Raw genomic sequence first — 19,628 nt, 5'->3', positions numbered from 1 at the left:
CCGCAATTTGACCTTTATGATCATGTATCTACGTACGCTTCGCCTCCGGACCGCCGCCCTGGCCATCCTGCTTGTTTGCTCCTATGCCCTGCACAGCCAGGAGCAGGGAAACGCCGAAAACCCGATGGCCCTCTGGTACACGGCCCCGGCCGCCAACTGGAACGAAGCCCTGCCCCTCGGTAACGGACGACTCGGCGCGATGGTCTACGGCGGTATCGATACGGCCGTGCTGCAGCTGAACGTGGAAACGGTGTGGGCCGGAGAGCCGGGCAATAATATCGTGCCGGAACTGCTGGACGTACTCCCGGAAATCCGCCGGCTGATCTTCGCGGACGAGCACAAAGCGGCCCAGGAGCTGGCTAATTCCGTCCTGCCGTGGGATTTGCAGAAGGGTAACAACTACGGCATGCCCTATCAGACGGTGGGCGACCTGCGGGTCATCTTCGCCAACGATACGCCGCTGGACGACTACTACCGCGAGCTCGATATCGCCCGTGCCCTGAGCACCGTCAGCTACCGGCGCGGGGGCGTCAACTACAAGCGGGAAACCTTCGCCTCGCTGACGGACAACGTAATCGTGATGGAGCTGACCGCGGACCAACACGCCAGCCTGAGCTTCCGGGTGGAACTGGATAGCCCGCATCCTTCGGGCAGCGTGGAGGTGGAAGAAGATCGCCTGGCGCTGCGCGGCACCTCGAGCGACTTCGAGAGCAAAACCGGACGGGTCGACTTCACTACCCGCGTAGCGGCCAAATTGACGGGTGGCCGGATGGAAGCGACGGATAGCTCACTGGTGGTCACGGCCGCGGATACGGTCGTGCTCTTCGTTTCGACCGGCACCAACTTCTTCGATTACCAGCACCTGACGGCCAAGCCCGACGACCGGGCGGATAGTGCCCTCGATGCCGCCTACGCCCAGCCCTTCGATACGCTTAAGGAGCATCACCGCGCCGCCTACGCCAACTACTTCGACCGCGTACAACTGGACCTCGGCAGCACCGAAGCGGTCACCGCCCCCACCGACGAGCGGCTGGCGGCCTTTGGGGAAGCCGACGACCCCCAGCTGGCGGCGCTGTACTTTCAGTTCGGCCGCTACCTGCTCATTTCCAGCTCCCAACCCGGCACCCAGCCGGCCAACCTGCAGGGCATCTGGAACCGGCAGCTGACCCCGCCCTGGGACAGCAAGTACACCGTCAACATCAATGCGGAGATGAACTACTGGCCTGCGGAGCCGACCAACCTGAGCGAACTGCACGAACCGCTCTTCGGGATGGTGCGCGATATCTCCCGTTCGGGACGGGCCTCCGCCGACAGCATGTACGCCGCCCGCGGCTGGAACATTCACCACAATACCGACGCCTGGCGTATCGCGGGGGTCGTGGACGGGGCCTTCTACGGACTGTGGCCGAGCGGCGGTGCCTGGCTGAGCCAACACCTTTGGCAGCACTACCTCTATAGCGGAGATACGGCCTTTCTACGCGAGTATTACCCGATACTGAAGGGGGCGGCGCTCTTTTATAAGGACAACCTACAGACGGAGCCGGAGCATGGGTGGCGGGTGATCAGTCCGTCGATGTCGCCCGAAAACGCCCACCACGACGGGGTGAGCATCGCGGCGGGCACGACAATGGATAACCAATTGGTTCACGACGTTTTCGCCAACGTGATCCAGGCCTCCGCGGCGCTGGGTACCGACGGTGAGTTTGCCGACAGCCTGGCGCAGCTGATGCCCCAGCTGGCGCCCATGCAGATCGGCCGGTGGGGCCAGCTGCAGGAGTGGATGCACGACTGGGACCGGCAGGACGACCGACACCGCCACGTCTCCCACCTGTACGGCCTGTACCCCTCCAACCAGATTTCCCCCTATCGCACTCCTGAACTGCTTACCGCCGCCCGCACCTCGCTGGAGGCCCGCGGCGACGAAAGCACCGGTTGGTCGATGGGTTGGAAGGTCAACCTCTGGGCGCGCTTCCTCGACGGCGATCACGCCCTGGAGCTCATTCGCGACCAGCTGAAGCCGGCCACCGGCGACGGATTTGGTGAGCGGGGCGGTACCTACAACAACCTCTTCGACGCCCACCCGCCCTTCCAGATCGACGGTAACTTCGGTTGTACGAGCGGGATCGCGGAGATGCTACTGCAGAGTCACGACGGTGCCGTGCATATACTGCCCGCCCTGCCGACGGCGTGGTCCGAAGGTTCCGTCACGGGGCTACGGGCACGGGGCGGCTTCGAAGTGGGCCTGCGGTGGACGAACGGCGCGGTGGATACGGTGACGGTACGGTCGGCATTGGGGGGCAACCTGCGGATCCGGACTTACGTGCCGCTGACCGGTGCCGCGCTGCGGGAGGCCAGCGGCGACAATCCGAATCCGCTCTTCGCGGTACCTACGGTAGCGCCGCCGGTGATACGGCCGGAGTCATATCGAGCCGATGCCCGCGCCCCACGGGTGTACGAATACGACGTGACCACCTCCGCGGGGGATGTAGTGACCCTGACGGCGGATCGATAGGCTCTTTTCAGCCCCCTGACGCGGCAAAAAACTCCCTAAACGGAAAATGAGCATAAAAATTACACAATCGAATGCGTAAAAAGCTTTGAAAAGCGAATTGCCGGTCTATATTCACAGCCGGCCGAGTTTGGCCACTTCGCTTTTTTACTAAAACTCGATTAATGCAAAGATTTTACTCCAACCTATTTCTCGTCTTGCTCTGCCTGCTTCTGCCGGGTACGCTGCTCCTCGCGCAGGACGAAAACCTGATTCCCAACCCGAGCTTCGAGGAGGGCGAGGGGAATACCTTTACCAACTGGGCCGTATTGAACGGCGCGGAGAACGTTGTGGAAACGACAGAGGGTGACAACGTGTACGAGGGTACCCGGGCCCTGCAGATCAACAGCCCCGGCTCCGACAGTCAGCCCTGGCAGGTACAGGTGACCACCGATTCCATAGAGACCTTCATTGGCAACAGCTACACCTTCAGCATCTGGGCGAAGGCGGAGGAAGAAGGCGGGTCCATGCGTTTCTCGACCCAGCCGGGTCAGGGCACGGCCCAGTACGGCGACGACCTGGAAATTCCGACAGATTGGACCCGGATTTCCTACACCTTCGTCGCTAACGTACCGAAGACCGTCATCTCGATGGATCTCGCCTACGACGTAGCGACCTTCTACTTCGACGCCGCGGAGATGCTCGCCCCGGCCGCCCCCTGTATCGACACCTTCTCGGTGGACAGCACCCAGACCCCCATCGCCGCCGGCAAGAATAAGTTTATCGGCTCAGTTTACGGCGGTAGCCAGACGGACGATTTCGAATACTACTTCAACCAGGTCACCCCGGAGAACGCCGGTAAGTGGGGCAGCGTGGAGGGTACCCGCGACACCTTCGACTGGCAGCAGCTCGACAGCATCCGCGCCTTCGCCGCCCGCAACGATTTTCCCTTCCGCTTCCACGTCCTGCTGTGGGGCGCTCAGCAGCCTACCTGGCTGAAGCCGCTTTCCGACGAGGAGAAAGTAGACGAGATCATCGATTGGATCTCCGGCGTCGCCGACCACTTCGACGGGAGCAGCGACGCGCGGGCGACCCTGGAGTATGTAGAGGTACTCAATGAATTCATCAACCAGCCGCCCGACAACCTGGGGCAGAATGCCAACGACAACGGAAGCGGTGACTACATCGGCGCCCTCCGGTCGTTAAACGATTCGTTACAGACTACGCCGGGTGAGTACGACTGGATCGTCAACGCTTTCAAAATAGCGCGCAGCTATTTCCCCTGTGAGGAAACGAAACTGATGCTGAACGAGTACAACGTCGTGAACGGCGGGGGTACCACCACCCGGGATTACGTCGAAGTCGCCGAGCTGCTAGACTCCCTCGGTTTGGTCGATGTTCTGGGTTTCCAGGGACATGCCTTCTCCACCCGGGTGTACAACAACGTTTACAACGACTCGACCTTCGCCGCGCAAACCGCCGTACTCACCCGAAAACTCGACAGCCTGGCCATGATCGGCCTGCCGCTGATGGTCACCGAACTGGAGATCGACGGCAATACCGATGGTTCTTACCAGCCAACCGACAATCAGACGGTCGCCGACTCTTTCCAGCTGGCGGAGTACGAGCGGGTTTTCGGGCTTTTCTGGAACCACCCCTCCGTCATCGGCATTACCCTGTGGGGCTACCGCACCGGCCTGTGGCGTACCGCCCAGCAAGCCTACCTCTTCGACCCCTGTAACGGAACCGAGCGCCCCGCGCTGGCCGAGTACCTCAATGATAGCCTGCGGCGTGCACCGAACCCGCCGCTGAACGAGTTTACCTACTGCGCACCGAGCTCGATCTTCGACCGACCAACGGAACTCACCACTACCGTGGAAATCTTCCCCAACCCGACCGGAGGCAGCTTTACGGTCCGCCTGGGTGAAGCCCTCAACCGCGCCGAACTCCGCATCTACGACCAGTTAGGTAAGGAGGTAGCCCGCCGCAACGCCGACGGTCTCCAAACCATTCCGCTTAACGCACAGGCGCTTAACCTGCGCCCCGGCGCCTACATCGTTACCCTCACCGCCGAGGGCAAACGAACGGCCCGACGCCTGATCGTGACCCGGTAACGGTCATCACACCTAGCTTTCGCCGCGGGCGGATCGGAGGGACAAACCCTTTGATCCGCCCGCGGTTGTTTGGGGGTGACCGCACACGACATCCTCCGCCAGCGCACGCGCGCCCTTACTCCCCACCCCGTAAATGGGAAGCGCGAATACGTACTTTGCTGGCTGATGCAGGCTTTGCGGGCGAAGGAGAATCCCGCGATAGACGTAGCTATCCTGCTAGGCAACGAGCTAAAATTACCGGTGGTCGTCATTCACGCGCTGGAGAATCGCTATCCCTACGCATCCCACCGCCTCCACAAGTTCATTTTGGAAGCCAGTCTCGACCTGCAAGCGGGCCTGGAAGAGCGCGGGCTCAGGTTCGTACGCTGGGTGCGCCGGGCGGGCGACGGAGAGGTCGATACCGTGGCAAAACTCGCCCGCCGCGCCGCCGCCGTGGTTGTCGATGACGTGCCCACCTTCGTGACGCGTTCCTACGCGGACGACCTGGCGCAGCGACTGTCCGCCGCCGTGTGGGGAGTGGATGCCTGCTGCGCCGTGCCGATGAACGCCTTCCCCGACCACCTGGCGACCACCAAACAGTTTCGTGCCGCCCATACGCCCCTGCGCGAGGTGCATTTGGAGACCGACCTGGAACAGACGCCCACCGTCCATCCCTTCGCGGGGGAACTGGATCTGAGCCCCGAAGATGCCACCGATCTCACCATAGACCAACTGGATGCGCTGATAGAAAAGTGCGGGGTAGATATGTCGGTACGGGCGATGGCCAATTATGGCGGTGGCCGGTCCGTCGCCCTGGAACGGCTGGCGTATTGCGTGCGGGAGGTGGTGCCGCGCTACAAATGGACGCGTAACAATCCTTCCCTTGAGGATGATTCGACCCACCTTTCCCCCTATATGCACTTTGGCGTGCTGTCTCCCCGGGAGGTTGCGTTAGCGGTATCTCAAGCCGAAGAAGCCGGGGACGTACACCCCGCCGCCCGCTATAAGTTCTTCGACGAGCTCCTCACCTGGCGGGAGTACTTCCACCACGGCTGCCGCCACATACCGGACTTTACCCACTGGGCCGGACTGCCAGACTGGGCGCGTAAAAGCCTGCTGGACCACGCCGGCGATGCGCGCGAACGGATCTACGACCTGGAAGCCCTCATCCACGGCGAGACGGAGGACCAAACCTGGAATGCCGCACAAAAGGCCTTTGTCCTCGACGGCTGGATGAACAACAACCTGCGGATGTACTGGGTAAAACAGCTCATTCGGTGGCGGCCGGACCCGCGGGAAGCCTTCGCCATCGCCTGCTACCTCAACGACCGCTTCAGCTACGACGGGCGGGACGCCTCTACCTACGGCAACATCCGCTGGGGCTTCGGAGACGCGAAAAAGGGCTACCGGGAAATCAATGTGTATGGCTGGGTACCGGGGCGCAGCGATAGCGCGCTGCGGAAGCGGCAAGGGGTGGCGGAGTGGCTGAGGGAGCAGGCGGGGCGGGAAGTGCCGCGGGTAAAGGTGCCGCAGGATTTGGCGGAGGTGGATCGGCGGTATCTTTGAGGCATTCAGGGTCCCGGAGCTCCAGCTCCGGGTAGTACGCCCCTACCATCAAACCGCATGGCTAACCATTCGGCGGAGCTGGAGCTCCGCCACCCCGACTCAGGGTCCTGAAGCTCCAGCTTCAGGCAGTACGCTCCTACCATCAAACCGCATGGCTAACCATTCGGCGGAGCTGGAACTCGGCCACCCCGACTACAGGGTCCCGGAGCTCCAGCTCCGGGTAGTACGCCCCTACCATCAAACCGCATGGCTAATCATTCGGCGGAGCTGGAGCTCCGCCACCCCGACTCAGGGTCCTGGAGCTCCAGCTTCAGGTAGTACGCTCCTACCATCAAACCGCGTGGCTAACCATTCGGCGGAGCTGGTTCGGCGGTATGTTTGAGGCATTCAGGGTCCTGGGGCTCCAGCTCCGGGTAGTACGCCCCTACCATCAAACCGCATGGCTAATCATTCGGCGGAGCTGGAGCTCCGCCACCCCGACTCAGGGTCCTGAAGCTCCTGCTACAAGCAGTACGCCCCTACCATCTAACCGCATGGCTAATCATTCGGCCGAACTGGAGCTCGGCCACCCCGACTACAGGGTCCCGGAGCTCCAGCTCCGGGTAGTACGCCCCTACCATCAAACCGCATGGCTAATCATTCGGCCGAACTGGAGCTCGGCCACCCCGACTACAGGGTCCCGGAGCTCCAGCTCCGGGTAGTACGCTCCTGCCATCAAACCGCGTGGCTAACCATTCGGCGGAGCTGGAGCTCCGCCACCCCGACTCAGGGTCCTGAAGCTCCTGCTACAGGCAGTACGCCCCTACCATTAAACCGCATGGCGAACCATTCGGCGGAGCTGGAGCTCCGCCACCCCGACTCAGGGTCCTGAAGCTCCTGCTACAGGCAGTATGCCCCTACCATCAAACCGCGTGGCGAACCATTCGGCGGAGCAGGAGCTCCGCCACCCCGGCTACAGGGTCCCGGAGCTCCAGCTCCGGGTAGTACGCCCCTACCATCAAACCGCATGGCGAACCATTCGGCGGAGCTGGAGCTCCGCCACCCCGACTACAGGGTCCCGGAGCTCCAGCTCCGGGCAGTACGCCCCTACCATCAAACCGCGTGGCTAACCATTGGGCGGAGCTGGAGCTCCGGGTAGTACGCCCCTACATTTAACGCACAGCTCCGCCACCCCGCCATTAACTAAATCGATTTACTTTGTCAATTTACATCCGTCCGCTATCTTGACGCTTCCCTATCAACTTCGCACTAAACCGCTGATTATGCCGCGCTACCTTTTCACACTTCTGGCTCTCCTATCATTGAGCCTATCGGGCCAGGATTGGGAAAACAACGAGCCGGTCGACTATGCTCGTCCGCTAATGGGGACCGATTCGGAATACCGGCTCAGCAACGGAAACGTGTACCCCGCCATCGCGCGGCCGTGGGGCATGAATTTCTGGACCCCGCAGACCGGCGAGATGGGCAACGGCTGGGCGTACACGTACGATGCCTACCACATTCGCGGCTTCAAGCAGACCCACCAGCCATCCCCCTGGATGAATGATTACGGGCAGTTTTCGCTGATGCCGGTGGTAGGCACCCCCCGTTTTGGCGAAGACGAGCGGCGTAGCTGGTTCAGTCACAAAGCCGAAACGGTGGAACCCCACTATTACAGCGTTTACCTGGCCGATCACGATGTCACCGCCGAGATCACCCCGACCGACCGGGCGGCCATCTTCCGCTTCACCTTCCCCGAAACCGACAGCGGCTTCGTGGTCGTAGATGCCTTCGACCGCGGATCGTACGTCAAGATCATCCCGGAAGAGCGGAAGGTCGTCGGTTACACGACCCGCAACAGCGGAGGCGTACCGGAGAACTTCCGCAACTACTTTGTCGTCGAGTTTGACAAGGATTTCACCTGGACCAAAATCTTCCAGGACTCCGTGCTGAGTGAGGGCCTGGAGGCCGAGGTGAACCACGCCGGCGCATTGCTGGGGTTCCAAACGGAAGAGGATGAGCAGGTACACGCCCGGGTGGCCTCTTCTTTCATCAGTCACGAGCAGGCACAACGAAATCTACAGGAGCTGGGCGACAATGACTTCGACACCGTCCGCGAGGATGGACGGGAAGTATGGAACGAGGATCTGGGCCGCATCAAAGTAGCGGGCGGCACTCCGGAACAGGTCGCTACCTTCTACAGCTGCCTGTACCGCTCGCTGCTGTTTCCACGCAAGTTCTACGAGTACGATGCCGACGGTGAGGTGGTGCACTACAGCCCGTACAACGGCGAGGTGCGCCCCGGCTACCTCTTTACCGATACGGGCTTCTGGGACACCTTTCGGGCGCTCTTCCCCTTCCTCAACCTGATGTATCCGGAATTGAACGGGCATATCCAGGAGGGGCTGTCCAACACCTACGACGAAAGCGGATGGTTGCCGGAGTGGGCTAGCCCCGGTCTGCGCAACGTAATGGTGGGGAATAATTCCGCTTCGGTGGTTGCCGAGGCCTACCTGAAGAGCGGCGAGGTGTACGATTACGATATCGAGAATCTGTACGACGCTCTGGTACACGGCGCCAATAATGCCGGCCCCCTGACTGCCGTAGGCCGCGCCGGTGCCGACTATTACACCGAACTCGGCTACGTACCCTACGACGTAGAGATCAACGAGAGTGCCGCCCGCACGCTGGAGTATGCCTACGACGACTTCGCCATTTACCAACTGGCGAAAAAGCTGGGCAAACCGGCGGAAGAAGTCGAGAAGTACCGGCAGCGCAGTCTCAACTACCGTAAGCTCTTCGACGAAGAAACCGGCCTGATGCGCGGAAAGAACGAAGACGGCGAATTCATGGCTCCTTTCAACCCCTTCAAATGGGGCGATGCCTTCACCGAGGGCAACAGCTGGCACTACAGCTGGTCGGTCTTCCACGATGTGCAGGGCCTGATCGACCTGATGGGCGGTGAAGAAGCCTTCGTTGCCAAGCTCGACAGCGTATTCAGCCTGCCGCCCGTCTTCGACGACAGCTATTACGGGCAGGTGATCCACGAGATCCGCGAGATGCAGATCGCCGATATGGGCCAGTACGCCCACGGCAACCAGCCCATCCAGCATATGATCTACCTGTATAACTACGCCGGCCAGCCCTGGAAGACGCAGTATTGGGTCCGGGAGACCATGAATCGGATGTACCACCCCGGTCCGGACGGCTACGCCGGCGACGAGGACAACGGGCAGACGTCCGCCTGGTACGTCTTCTCTGCCCTGGGTTTCTACCCCGTAGCCCCGGCTACCGACCAGTACGTCCTCGGCGCCCCGCTCTTCGAGCGTATTACCCTGGAGCTGGAAAACGGGAATACGCTGGTCATCTCCGCCCCCGGCAACAGCGACGAGAACCGCTATGTCCAGCGCATCACCTGGAACGGGGAAGCGTACGAGAAGAACTGGGTTAGCCATGAGGCGCTGATGGAAGGCGGTACCCTGGAGTTCGAGATGGGTCCCGAGCCGAACCGGGAATGGGGTACGGAGGCTTCGGCGTATCCGTTTTCGCTGTCTAATTAGTGGTGGCGAGCTTTGCTCGCGGTCGCTGGGAGTAGAGATAGCTCGCCTGCGGCGCGTGGGTGGGTGGATTTGCGGATATTTATAGGGGAGTTTTGATTGGCTGCCGCACGGGGTTGCTCGCCTGCGGCTCGTGGGGTAGTTCAACACAGATTTCACGGATTTCGGCACGGATTATACACCAATTTGCTGGTGTGACAGCTCGCCTGCGGCTCGTCGGTAACGGTTTGTGAGCTTTCTTATGACCACCCCAAATAGTACCCGGTTTATTTTCCCAGCCACCTATAGAGGCTGGGAATTTCCAGCATACCTGCGGAGCTGGAGCTCCTCCACCCAGACAGAGGCAGGCCTGCCCCCGCTGAAACCGAGTACAAGTCAGTAACCGGGAACGCACCGCACCCGGACCCAGTCGCCGCGTTGTGAGGGTATGACAACCATCGACCGCAGCAAACCCATCATGATCACCGGCGCGACCGGCTACGTAGCCGGCTGGCTGGTCAAGAAATTACTCCTGGAGGGCTTTACCATTCACGCCCCCGTACGGCAGCCCGGTAACAAGGACAAGGTGGCCCACCTGGACCGGCTGGCCGAGGGTACCCCCGGAACCATCAAGTACTTTTCCGCCGACCTGCTGGACGAAGGCTCCTACACGGAGGCCATGGAGGGTTGTGAACTGGTTTTCCACACCGCTTCCCCCTTCAATCCGAACGTCGACCACCCCGAAAAGGAACTGATCGAGCCGGCCGTGAAGGGCACGAAGAACGTACTGAACAGTGCCAACAAAGTGGATAGCGTCAAGCGCGTGGTCCTCACCAGCAGCTGCGCCGCCATCTATACCGATGCCACGGATTGCCAGAATGCCCCCGGCGGCGTTCTCACCGAAGCGGATTGGAATACCACGGCGTCTCTGGAATATCAACCTTACTCCCTATCCAAAACCCTGGCTGAAAAAACCGCCTGGGACATCTCCAATGCCCAGGATCGCTGGGACCTGGTCACCATCAACCCGTGCCTCGTCATGGGGCCCACTCTCAATCCCGGCGGGACCACCTCCGAAAGCCTGAACTTGCTCAAGCAACTCGGCGACGGCACCCTGCGCGCCGGCGTCCCCCGCGTCAACATCGGCCTGGTCGACGTGCGTGACGTTGCCGACGCTCACTACTTGGCGGGCTTCACCCCCGAGGCCCACGGTCGCTACATTACCTGCGCTCACAATACTTCCTTCCCCGAGTTGGCCGAAGCCCTGCAACCCAGGTACGGAGCCGATTATCCCATTCCCACCCGTGTCCTTCCAAAGTGGCTGGTCATGCTGGTGGGTCCCCTGGTGAATAAGACGCTGTCGCGTCGATTCGTAAAGAATAATGTCGGGATTGCCTTTAATGTCGACAACTCGAAGATCCGGAAGGAGTTGGGCATCGACTTCCGCCCCCTGAAGACGACTATGGAGGATGCGTTTGCGGTGCTGGTCGAGGAGGGGGTGGTTTAGGATTTACGATTTACGATAGCCGATTTACGATTTACGATTTGGCTGCCGCGTAGGGGTAGCTCGCCTGCGGCTCGTGGGAAAACACGGGGGGGGACCTCCGGTCCGACTCGCGAATCGGCGACGCTACTATTTCATGGTCTCCACCCAACCCTCCGTACATTCAACCCATGCACTTCGACCTAACCGCCGACCAACGGAAGCAGCTCCTCGAGAACCTCCTTCCCCGCCTGGAAGAATACTACGCCAATACCCGCGATCTACGCGTAGCCCCACAGCTCGACAAGGAAAAGCTGCGGGAACTCCTTGCCGGTACCGACCTGACCACGGGCCTGCCGCCCGATGAAGCCCTCGACAGCGTGGTAGACAACCTGCTGAAGTACCAGGTACACGTGCCCCACCCGATGTACTACGGCCTGTACAACCCGCGGACCAACTTCCCCTCCATCCTGGCGGACCTGATCGCGGCCTACTTTAACCCACAGCTGGCCGCCTGGAGTCATTCGCCCTACGCGGCGGAAGTGGAAAACTACCTGGTACGGGAGTACGGGGCCCGTTTCGGTTACGACCGCGATTCCGTCGATGGGACCTTCACCAGCGGGGGGGCGGAAGCGAACCTGACCGGCCTGCTCTGCGCGCTGAATCACGCCTACCCGGATTACGCCCACCTGGGCTACCGGGCCTTCGACCGGGAGCCGGTCATCTACAGCTCCGATCAGGCGCACCATTCGGTGGTCAAGGCGGCCCGGGTGGCGGGGCTGGGCCTGAACGCCGTGGTATCCATTCCGACGGACGAGGGGCAGCGGATGTCCGTCGATTCCTTACGCGATCATTTGCTCGCGGATACAACGGCCGGCAACCGGCCGGTGCTCGTCATCGCGACCGCCGGTACTACGGGTACCGCAGCCATCGATCAATTACCCGCCATCGCGGAACTGTGCCAGAAATACAGCTGCTGGTTTCACGTCGATGCGGCCTTCGGTGGGGCTGCCATCCTGAACGAAGAATACCGTCCGTGGCTGGCGGGCATCGAACTGGCCGACTCGATCACCACCGACATCCACAAGTGGCTTTCCGTTCCCATGGGCACCGGCATGCTGCTTACCCGCCACCCGGATATGCTGAACAAGACCTTCAATACCCCGGCGGAATACATGCCCCGGGAGGGCAAGGAACTCTCCATCGTCGATCCGTATACCCATACGATCCAGTGGTCGCGCCGCTTCCTGGGGTTACGGATGTACCTGTCGCTGCTGGTCTTTGGCTGGGAAGGCTACGCCGATACCATCCGTCACCACGTGGAAATAGGCCATTACTTACGTGACCGCCTCGCCGAGCGGGGTTGGCAAATCGTGAATGACACGCCGCTACCGGTCGTCTGCTTTACCTGGCCCGGGGTGGATGATCCGGGCAACTACGCGCGGACGGTATGCCAGCGGGTGGTGGATTCCGGAGAGGCCTGGCTATCGGTCTATCCGATCAAGGGAACGGATCACCTGCGGGCGGGTATCACCAACTACGCGACCACGCGCGCGGATATCGATCGACTGGTCGAACTGCTGCAGCGACTCGGCGTACCGGCAGCGACGGACGCAAACTAAAATCTGTACGCGGCCGCCACTTGCAACCGCGTCAGATGATCCTTCAATACCGAGTGAAGGTGTAGGTTATCGGTGGGTGGCCGGCGGGTATGACGCCCGATAGACATCCGCTAGCTGTTACCGGGTGTAATTTGGCATCTTCCTTCATCACTTCCCCCCGCTTGCGTTACGTCCGCCTCACCGAGGTCCTGCAGTTACAGACCCTGAGCTTGCTTAAGCTGTCCCTCGACCGGGAGCGCATTCGCTACCGCGTTCTCTTCGAGTACAGTCTTCACGTAGGTAGCTACCTCCTGGGGGGTAGCCGCGGGGCCATTATCGAAGTAGTGGAAAGTGATTATCCGCAGGCCGTGGAAATACTGGCCGCGGAGGGGATACTGGCGGATGGCCTGGCCGACCCGAATGCCTTCGGCAAACTGCACGAATTCGACCTGCTTACGGAGAGTCTACCCGTGATCGGCCGCTGGGATATCACCTGGCGGCTGCTGTTCCTGGCCCTCCTACTGGCGCTCAGTCTTTCGCTAGTGATCTTTCTCACGGCCTTTCCCAGCTGAGGGGCGCAGCCCAATTGATAAAAATCTTGGCGTTCCACCAACGCACGCGGTTCTCGGTTCGTCTATCCGGAAAACGGCTTCCTCAAAGACTTGACATTTGTAGTTATCCGCGGGTTGGCGCCTTCGCCGTGTAGTTCCGATCACCCGTACGCTCGATCGGAACGGGCTCAGGGTGCCGGCCCGCGCTTTTTCCCGGCAAAGCCCTAAATTGGAAGAACCAACACTGACCGTATGCGAAGCCTTTCCCTCTTCGTAATAGGGCTCACCACCCTCGCATCCACGGTTCGTAACCAGGACAATTTCTCCGACAATCCGCTCGACGCGCAATTCGTCACCACCGACGTCGATCGCTTCTGGCTGGCTTTCGACCGGATGGATAGCCTGGCCGACAGCGGTTTCCTGGATCAATACCTTACCCGGGTCGATGCCATCACGGAAGTGGAAAAGGCCGGCTATACCGGAAAATGACCGCTACCTTATCGGCATGGAAGATAGCCTCAAGCAACGCGCCATCGCCTTCTACCGCACCGCCTTTGAGGGGGACCCCCGCTCGGCCGTCGACCGTTATGTAGGGGACCGCTACATTCAGCATAACCCCGCTGTCGCGGACGGAAAGGAAGGCTTCATCGCCTACTTCGAACGGATGCAGCGGGAGTACCCGGTAAAGTCCATCAACTTCCTGCGGGCGGTGGAGGAGGGGGACCTGGTCGCGCTGCACACCCTGCAGGTCTGGCCGGCAAACGATCGCTACGTGACCATGGATTTCTTCCGCTTTGATGAGCAAGGAAAGATCGTCGAGCACTGGGATGCCATTCAGGGTGTACCGGATGAAATGGAACACGATAATGGAATGAGCTAACTTCATACCTGCGCTCCGCCGCAAAACAAAGGCTCTCTTTTAATTGTCTAATTGACAATTATTCGTATCATTGTTGCCGTTAAAGTCGATTCACATGCTTCTACGTTTTCACACCCTCCTGCCGTTAATCCTTTGCCTGTTCGGATGCTGTCTGGCCTCCGGCCTGCGGGCTGACACCTTCGTTCAGCCGGATTCCGTTTACCTCATCGGCTATTCGGCCGAAGACGGTCGCGGCGGCCTGCACTTCGCCTGGAGCGTCGACCACGACAACTGGTACCCGATCGACGATCGCTTTTCCTTCCTTAATTCCGACTTCGGGGCCTGGGGGGCGCAGAAACGCATGTTCGACCCCTACCTGTCGCGCGCGGATGATGGGCGGTGGCACTGCGTCTGGAGCCTGAACGACACCATACAGCAGTTCGCCCACGCGGCCTCCGACAATCTCTACGAATGGGACCGGCAGGCCTACCCCTTCGTAATGGAGGCGCCCGGAACGGTCACTGCTCCGGAGGTTCACCTGAGCGGCCAGGCCTTCCTAGTATCCTGGCGCAGCGACGGGGCCGGCACCGAAGGGGTGTACCAGGCGCGAACGGATAACTGGAGTGACTTCTCCACCACCGAACCCGCCGCGGAAAACGCCCGCCGCAACGACCGGGAGATGGTGGACGTAGCGGGCACCGATCGTTTCGGCAACGTCCACCGCGTCGCCTGGGAGACCGTCGACGACCTCATCAAGCACTACGAGTGGATGCAGCACCACAACGCCGAGCGGGCCGAAACGATGGCCGAAGACCCGGTGCGCTTCGCCGGCCTGGAACCCCTCACCGCGGAGATCACCCTGCAACCGGACCGGAGCAAAGCGATCAGCGACAAGCTGATCGGCATCTTCTTCGAAGACATCAGCTACGCGGCCGACGGCGGGCTCTACGCCGAGCTGATCCAGAACCGTGACTTTGAGTACGAGCCAGCGGATAAAAAGTACAACGACCCCGAATGGAACGCCCAAACCGCCTGGTCCCTGGCGGGAGATGCGCAGTGGAAAATTCTGACCGATGCCCCCATTCACGAAAACAACCCGCACTACGCCCGGGTGGCCGTAACCGGCAACGGCGCTACCCTGCGGAACGTAGGTTGGGACGGTATTCCGCTGCGTGCCGGGGAGAAGTACGATCTGTCCTTCTACGCGCGCCGCCCCTCCGGCCGGGGCAACATCACCGCCCGCCTGGTAGCTCCCGACGGCTCCGTGATAGCCGAAAAGCGCGTACGCGGGATCGGACGGAACTGGACGAAACTGACAACCACTTTTGCGGCGGAGCGCAGGATAGACAGTGCGTCCCTGGAGCTAAGTTTTGATAAATCCGGGGCTTACGACCTGGACATGATCTCCCTCTTTCCCCAAGAAACCTTCATGGGGCGGAAGAACGGCCTGCGCAAGGATCTGGCACAGACGATTGCCGACCTGAAGCCGAAATTCGTCCGCTTCCCCGGCGGTTGCGTGGCCCACGGCGACGGACTCGGTAATATGTACCGCTGGGAAAACACCATCGGCCCCCTCGAGGCCCGCGTACCCCAGCGCAACATCTGGAACTACCACCAATCGGCGGGGCTGGGCTACTTCGAATACTTCCAGTTCTGTGAGGATATCGACGCGGTGCCGATCCCGGTCGTACCGGCCGGCGTACCCTGCCAGAACTCCGCGGTGGGTGGCCACGGCCAGCAGTGCGGTATCCCGATGGAGGATATGAATGCCTATACCCAGAGCATCCTTAACCTGATCGAATACGCCAACGGTCCCGCGGACAGCGAATGGGGTAAAAAGCGAGCCGAAGCCGGCCACCCCGAACCCTTCAACCTCCAATATCTGGGCGTGGGCAACGAGGACCTCATCACCGACGTCTTCGAGGAGCGCTTCCGCATGATCTACGAGGCCATCGGCGAACGCTACCCCGAGATCACCGTCATCGGCACCACCGGCCCCTTCTACATGGGTACCGACTACGAGGAGGGCTGGGAACTGGCCCGCGAACTGGACATCCCGATGGTCGACGAGCACTACTACGTGCCGCCGGGCTGGATGGTCAACAACCAGGACTTCTACGATAAGTACGACCGCAACGGTCCGAAGGTATACCTCGGCGAGTACGCCGCCCACCTTCCCGGCCGGCCCATGAACGTGGAGACCGCCCTGACCGAGGCCCTCTACCTGACCGCCGTGGAGCGCAACGCCGACGTGGTGGAAATGACCTCCTTCGCCCCCTTGCTGGCCAAGGAAGGCAACACCAACTGGAACCCCGATCTCATCTACTTCAACAATACCGAGGTGAAGAAGACCGTAGACTACTACGTCCAGCAGCTATACGGTCAAAACGCGGGCGACGAGTATATCCCCAGCCAGGTGACGCTCTCTGACGGTAACGACGACGTACGAGAGCGCGTAGGCGTCTCCGTAGTCCGCGACGATGCCACCGGCGACGTAATCATCCGCCTGGCCAACCTCCTACCGGTGGTCGTCAGCGCAACGCTCGACCCCGCCGACCTGGAATTGCAGGGAACCGCCACCCTCCACGTCCTCCAGGGCGAACCCACCGACCGCGACGCCACCCCGACTACGAGCGAGATCGAGCTGGGCGGCGAAATGACTTATGAGATGCCGGCTTATTCCTTTTCGGTAATCCGGGTGGCGGTAGGTAAGTAAGCCGCCGCTACGGGACTGAAGATTTTTAGCACACAGATTAAAACAGATCGCTTCGCTAGGGCGCGGATTCTCACGGATTCCCGGTATGCCCTGGCGCCTAATTTATCGTACTGGCATATCATGTAGCGTCTTCGCGATGGGGCATGAAGGTGATTAATTCGGACACCGGGTCCGCGGGCCTTCGTTTTACAGGAGTACATGCTGGTTTCCGATGCATTTAATACCCGCTTCCTGCCTTCGGGCTATGGTCCCAGAAGCGCTGGGCGGTCGATCTGGGCCTGGCGGATGCGATCCTCGGTATCCTGATATGCTGCGTGGTGATGTTCGTGTTTCCGCTGTTCCCGGAGACGCGGGGCAGTACGATTCGGATTCGCCTCGAGCTGGTGGCCCTGATTCCGTACTTGCTTGCCCTGCTGCGAATTCGGCCACGATGGAAAAAGGAAGTCTTCCGGACGGTAGTGAACGGGAATTGGTGGTATAAGTAGAACTCGAATATGTACCTCCGCCAAAATCGGTAGCTTGCCTTCGAGAATCCGGCTGTCAGCTGGATTCCGCCAAGCTAATGCGGACAATCGAACTGGATGGGACGGCCTTCGACGACCTGGAAGGCTTTTACAACGAAGTGGAACGGAAACTGACCTCGGGGCTGGACTGGCGGGTCGGCCACAACCTGGATGCCTTTAACGATATCCTGTACGGCGGCTTCGGCGTCCACGAGCCGCACGAAGCCGTGAACCTGATCTGGCGACACAGCGGCCGCAGCCAGCAAGTACTCGGGTGGCCGGAGACCGAAAAATACTGGGCGACCAAGGTCCGGACCTTTCACCCGAATAACCGGCATATCGCGCTAGCCCGCCTCGAATCCGCCAAAAGGCAAGACGGCCCGACACTCTACGAGATGCTATGTAGTATCATTCGGGAGCACCCCAGCCTCACCCTAATGGAAGAATAACCAGTTGGCCCCGGACCGCAGCGCGGTCCAACCCAAATTACCCGGAGTGAAACTCCGGGCTCTCCTCCCCCAGCCATCATGAACGACCGCAGCGCCGTCCAACCCGAGTTACCCGGAGTGAAACGCCGGGCTCTCCCCCCCGAAGAGCTAACTTACCCCCATGCTCCGCCTACTCCCCCTCTTGCTCCTTGCCTGCGCGACAAATCCCCCCACCGACTCCGCCAGCACCCCCATCGACCTAACCGAAATAACCATCGCCGAGATCCACGCCGCCTACCGCGCCGGCGACTACACCAGCGAAGACCTGGTCAGCGAATACTTCGCGCGGATGGACATCCTCGACGGCCAGCTCAACGCCATCACCTACCGCAATCCGGAAGCTCTGGTGACGGCACGCCAATTGGACGAACAGTTTGCGGAAACCGGGGAGTTACTGCCTCTCCACGGCATTCCCTTGCTGGTGAAGGATAACATCAACACCGCCGGTATGCCCACCACCGCCGGGGCGCGGGCCCTGGCCGACTTTGTTCCGGAGCGTGACGCTTTCATCATCCAGAAACTTCGCGAGGCCGGAGCCATCCTGATCGCCAAAACCAATATGGCCGAGTGGGCCTTCAGTGCGATGCACACCGAAAGCACGACGGCCGGCACCACCCACAATCCCTATAAGCTGGACCACGTTCCGGCCGGTTCCAGCGGCGGCACGGCCGCCGCCGTCGCCGCCAACCTGGCCACTGTCGGACTGGGTACCGATACGGGCAACAGCATCCGTGGTCCCTCCTCGCACAACGCCCTGGTCGGCTTTCGCACCACCCTGGGATTAATCAGTCGGGAAGGCATCGTGCCGCTGTACCTCCGCAACGATGTTGTCGGGCCGATGTGCCGCACGGTAGCCGATGCCACCCGGGTACTGAACGCGATGACGGGCGTCGATCCCGCTGACCCGATCACCAGCTACGGGCAAGGAAAAGCCGCGGCGGACTACACCACTTACCTCGATGGGGAAGGCTTGCAAGGTGCCCGCATCGGCGTGCTGCGCGAACTGAGCGACAACGAACCGGACCCGGAGATCGCGGAGCTCTTTACGCGGGCGCTAAGCGATCTGGAACGCCTCGGCGCCACCGTCGTCGATCCGGTAGTGGTGCCGCGCTTCGCCGAGCTGCGCCGGAACCAATGGTGCAATACCTTCCGCAACGACCTGGAAAACTTCCTGGCTACCTACGTCGGGAACGATACCCTCGCTACCCTGGAAGATATCATCCGGATAGGGACCGACAGCGACTACGCCCGCGAGGGCCTCAAAGAATCGCGCACCACGGAGGGACGCTACGGCGAGGCCGAAGAACCCTGCGGCGATGCCTACACCGATCCCCGCCGGATCGCCTTCCGGGAGGCGATCAAATCCACGATGGACAGCCTGAACCTGGACGCCATCGTATTTCCCAGCTGGAACCATCCCGCCGCGCGTATCGACCGCTTTCAGGAGGATTACCGGGGAGATAACAGCCAGATCATCTCGCCCCATACCGGGCAGCCCGGTTTTACCGTACCGATGGGCTTTACCGCAGAGGGGCTGCCCGCCGGACTCCAGTTTCTGGGTAGGATGTACGCGGAACCCACCCTCATCAAACTTACGTACGCTTACGAGCAGGGAACGGGCCACCGCAAACCGCCCGGCTTGGAATAGTCAAAGAACGGCGACTGGGTGAGGATATGGCTAGGTAGATCCTCGAATGACACCGCTATCTCGTGGGATTCACGAGTGCCCGATCCCCTTGCAACCGGACACCTGATCACGGGGGTC

At 61.0% G+C, this 19,628-nt stretch carries 12 protein-coding genes; all 12 read left to right on the top strand.

Features of this window, described 5'->3' with window-relative positions; translation table 11 throughout:
- Positions 1–22: 22 nt before the first annotated feature.
- The gene (locus tag DRW39_RS19645; RefSeq protein ID WP_410503605.1) at positions 23–2,512 is read left to right on the top strand and encodes a glycosyl hydrolase family 95 catalytic domain-containing protein; all 2,490 of its coding nucleotides are present in this window, start codon (positions 23–25) and stop codon (positions 2,510–2,512) included.
- Positions 2,513–2,673: 161 nt separating this feature from the next.
- Positions 2,674–4,602, top strand: a complete 1,929-nt coding sequence (locus DRW39_RS19640) for an endo-1,4-beta-xylanase (RefSeq protein ID WP_116108793.1) — start codon at positions 2,674–2,676, stop codon at positions 4,600–4,602.
- A 75-nt stretch (positions 4,603–4,677) separates the two neighbouring features.
- A complete protein-coding gene (locus DRW39_RS19635) occupies positions 4,678–6,147 on the top strand; it encodes a deoxyribodipyrimidine photo-lyase (RefSeq protein ID WP_157976237.1) in 1,470 nt (489 codons plus the stop codon).
- A 1,262-nt stretch (positions 6,148–7,409) separates the two neighbouring features.
- Entirely contained in the window at positions 7,410–9,686 is a 2,277-nt protein-coding gene (locus DRW39_RS19630; protein WP_116108818.1) for a GH92 family glycosyl hydrolase, read from the top strand.
- A 424-nt stretch (positions 9,687–10,110) separates the two neighbouring features.
- Positions 10,111–11,169 carry an NAD-dependent epimerase/dehydratase family protein gene (locus DRW39_RS19625; RefSeq protein WP_116108791.1) on the top strand — a complete coding sequence of 353 codons (1,059 nt, stop codon included), beginning with the start codon at positions 10,111–10,113 and terminating at the stop codon, positions 11,167–11,169.
- Between the two features lie 167 nt (positions 11,170–11,336).
- Entirely contained in the window at positions 11,337–12,767 is a 1,431-nt protein-coding gene (locus DRW39_RS19620) for a pyridoxal phosphate-dependent decarboxylase family protein (protein ID WP_116108790.1), read from the top strand.
- Between the two features lie 131 nt (positions 12,768–12,898).
- Entirely contained in the window at positions 12,899–13,318 is a 420-nt protein-coding gene (locus DRW39_RS19615; protein WP_157976236.1) for a hypothetical protein, read from the top strand.
- A gap of 231 nt (positions 13,319–13,549) precedes the next feature.
- Entirely contained in the window at positions 13,550–13,786 is a 237-nt protein-coding gene (locus DRW39_RS19610) for a hypothetical protein (RefSeq protein WP_116108788.1), read from the top strand.
- A gap of 16 nt (positions 13,787–13,802) precedes the next feature.
- The gene (locus DRW39_RS19605) at positions 13,803–14,177 is read left to right on the top strand and encodes a nuclear transport factor 2 family protein (RefSeq protein ID WP_116108787.1); all 375 of its coding nucleotides are present in this window, start codon (positions 13,803–13,805) and stop codon (positions 14,175–14,177) included.
- 94 nt (positions 14,178–14,271) lie between these two features.
- On the top strand, positions 14,272–16,872 hold the full coding sequence (locus DRW39_RS19600) for an alpha-L-arabinofuranosidase C-terminal domain-containing protein (protein WP_116108786.1): 2,601 nt from the start codon (positions 14,272–14,274) through the stop codon (positions 16,870–16,872).
- Between the two features lie 562 nt (positions 16,873–17,434).
- The gene (locus tag DRW39_RS19595) at positions 17,435–17,824 is read left to right on the top strand and encodes a barstar family protein (protein ID WP_116108785.1); all 390 of its coding nucleotides are present in this window, start codon (positions 17,435–17,437) and stop codon (positions 17,822–17,824) included.
- 160 nt (positions 17,825–17,984) lie between these two features.
- Positions 17,985–19,511 (top strand): amidase, encoded by a 1,527-nt coding sequence (locus tag DRW39_RS19590; protein ID WP_116108784.1) that lies wholly within the window; start codon positions 17,985–17,987, stop codon positions 19,509–19,511.
- Positions 19,512–19,628: the final 117 nt, after the last annotated feature.

This window comes from Lewinella sp. IMCC34191 (genome assembly GCF_003390935.1).
GTDB lineage: Bacteria > Bacteroidota > Bacteroidia > Chitinophagales > Saprospiraceae > Neolewinella.
This window is presented reverse-complemented; position numbering and strand designations above follow the sequence as displayed.

Excerpts from the sequence above, each read along its gene's own strand:
- DRW39_RS19645 (WP_410503605.1), top strand. The coding sequence starts at position 23 with ATGTATCTACGTACGCTTCGCCTCCGGACCGCCGCCCTGGCCATCCTG.
- DRW39_RS19640 (WP_116108793.1), top strand. The coding sequence starts at position 2,674 with ATGCAAAGATTTTACTCCAACCTATTTCTCGTCTTGCTCTGCCTGCTT.
- DRW39_RS19630 (WP_116108818.1), top strand. The coding sequence starts at position 7,410 with ATGCCGCGCTACCTTTTCACACTTCTGGCTCTCCTATCATTGAGCCTA.
- DRW39_RS19625 (WP_116108791.1), top strand. The coding sequence starts at position 10,111 with ATGACAACCATCGACCGCAGCAAACCCATCATGATCACCGGCGCGACC.
- DRW39_RS19620 (WP_116108790.1), top strand. The coding sequence starts at position 11,337 with ATGCACTTCGACCTAACCGCCGACCAACGGAAGCAGCTCCTCGAGAAC.
- DRW39_RS19610 (WP_116108788.1), top strand. The coding sequence starts at position 13,550 with ATGCGAAGCCTTTCCCTCTTCGTAATAGGGCTCACCACCCTCGCATCC.
- DRW39_RS19605 (WP_116108787.1), top strand. The coding sequence starts at position 13,803 with ATGGAAGATAGCCTCAAGCAACGCGCCATCGCCTTCTACCGCACCGCC.
- DRW39_RS19600 (WP_116108786.1), top strand. The coding sequence starts at position 14,272 with ATGCTTCTACGTTTTCACACCCTCCTGCCGTTAATCCTTTGCCTGTTC.
- DRW39_RS19595 (WP_116108785.1), top strand. The coding sequence starts at position 17,435 with ATGCGGACAATCGAACTGGATGGGACGGCCTTCGACGACCTGGAAGGC.
- DRW39_RS19590 (WP_116108784.1), top strand. The coding sequence starts at position 17,985 with ATGCTCCGCCTACTCCCCCTCTTGCTCCTTGCCTGCGCGACAAATCCC.